The sequence below is a fragment of the Variovorax sp. 20P10.2.4 genome (assembly GCF_058244205.1).
Window position 1 is genome coordinate 1 of record NZ_JBZAYE010001038.1, and the last position, 1671, is coordinate 1671.

At 67.4% G+C, this 1671-nt stretch carries 2 protein-coding genes; both read right to left on the reverse strand.

All coding sequences use genetic code 11. The features are described 5' to 3' along the window. Window positions 1-355 (reverse strand): 2Fe-2S iron-sulfur cluster-binding protein (locus AC27VN_RS40795; protein WP_490880410.1); only part of this gene is annotated, 355 nt, incomplete at its 3' end. A 20-nt stretch (window positions 356-375) separates the two neighbouring features. Further along, complete coding sequence (locus tag AC27VN_RS40800; protein WP_490880411.1) at window positions 376-1485, reverse strand: hypothetical protein; 1110 nt, start codon at window positions 1483-1485, stop codon at window positions 376-378. Window positions 1486-1671 lie beyond the last annotated feature (186 nt).

Below are 1671 nucleotides of genomic sequence, written 5' to 3' on the forward strand. Positions count from 1 at the left end.
GCACGCGCGGCGTCAGCGGCGTGTTGCACAGCACGCGCGCCTCGAAGCTCTGCACGGCCGAGCCCTCGCCGCCCGGGATCGGCTGCACGGTGCGCAGATGCACCTCGGCACTGAGCGGCCGCGCCTGGCACATCAGGCAGAAGCCCTCGGCGATCTCCTGGTCGGAGATCGCGAGGCCCAGCGACCAGCCGTTGTCGACCGTGCCCTGCGTGACGCGCGCCTTGCACATGCCGCAGGAGGCGCCTCGGCACTGGTGCGGCAGCACCACGCCCTGCGACAGCGCGGCGTCCAGGATGATGTCTCCCTCGGGCACGCCGAAGCTCAGGGCCTCGTTGACGACGATCGTTCGGCTCATGTTCATCGATGTCATGCGGCCTAGAAGATCGGGATCACCTTCTCGGGATCGAACACCACCTCCTTGCCCTCGATGCCGACTTCGGGCAGCGCGGGGAATTCGATGCCGTAGGGATCGAGGTTGGCCTTCATGCGCAGCACGGCCGTCTTCCAGTTGGCCTTGCGCTCGTCGAGCGTGAGGATGCCCAGGCCGGCGCTGCGCGCGACCTCGTCGATCTGGCGCTGCGCGGGGATGAAGGTGGGCGGCAGCTTCCAGAACTGCTCGGGCGGCTCGTGCAGGATGCCCGAGAGGAACACGAAGCCCGCGCGCAGCTGGATGCTGATCATCTGCTTGTCTTCCTCGGTGAGCACCGGCAGCAGCTTCTGCAGCACCGCCAGGCAGATGCCCAGGTGGCGGCCCTCGTCCTGGCCGATGCGCTTGAACGCTTCCTTGAACACCGGGATGGTGGTGCGCTGGTACATGCCGTGGAACAGCGTGCTCGAGGCCACCTCGCCGAACAGGAAGGAGGTGAACAGGATCGCGAGCGGGTACTTGTCGACGCCGTTCTTGAAGCCGGTCCAGTAGCGCGAGCCGTTGTAGTAGAGCCACTCGATGTTGTTGCGCGCGAGATGCCCGAGCGGCGTCTCGGGCACGTAGCCGAGCGGTCCGCCGGGCGTGAGGCGCTTGATGGCGCGGCCGCACACTTCCTCGTGGTTCATCTCGTCGCGCACGACCGAGAAGAAGCACTTGCGCACCGGGTCCTCTTCCTTGCTCTCGTAGGTGTGGATCATGGCGCGCGCGAACACCGACGGCCCCGAGCCGTCGAACACCGCGAGCAGCGAGAACCAGTAGGCCATGGCGTAGCGCTGGTCGAGGCTGTAGTCCTCCACGCGCAGCGTGTCCCAGGCCAGCGTGTGCGGCGACCAGCCCGGATCGCGCGCGGCGTCGTAGATGTCGTAGAGCTTGGGCGTCTCCACGTGCCACTCGAGCGGAAAGATGTTGGGCCCGTCGATGCCGGGCGCGGCCTCGATCTCGGCGAGCAGGGTCTGCGGATCGGGCATGGCGAGCACCTGCTCGGGCGGCGAGGTCAGCGCGCGCGCGAGCGCGGCGGTGTCCTGGGCGTTGTCCAGGTGGGTGGGGGACGGGTTCATCGGGAATCTCTCCTTGTCATGTGTTCGGATGGGAGGGGTGGTGGACCATTGATTCGCCTTCCAGACGGCATATCAATTGGCAAAGGAAGAACGCGCGTGCGGAATCGCGCCCGCGCGAGTGGCTTCGGCGAGCTCGGCTTCGCCGAGACCGGCAGCGCGCAGCACCTCGAGGCTGTGCGCGCCGAA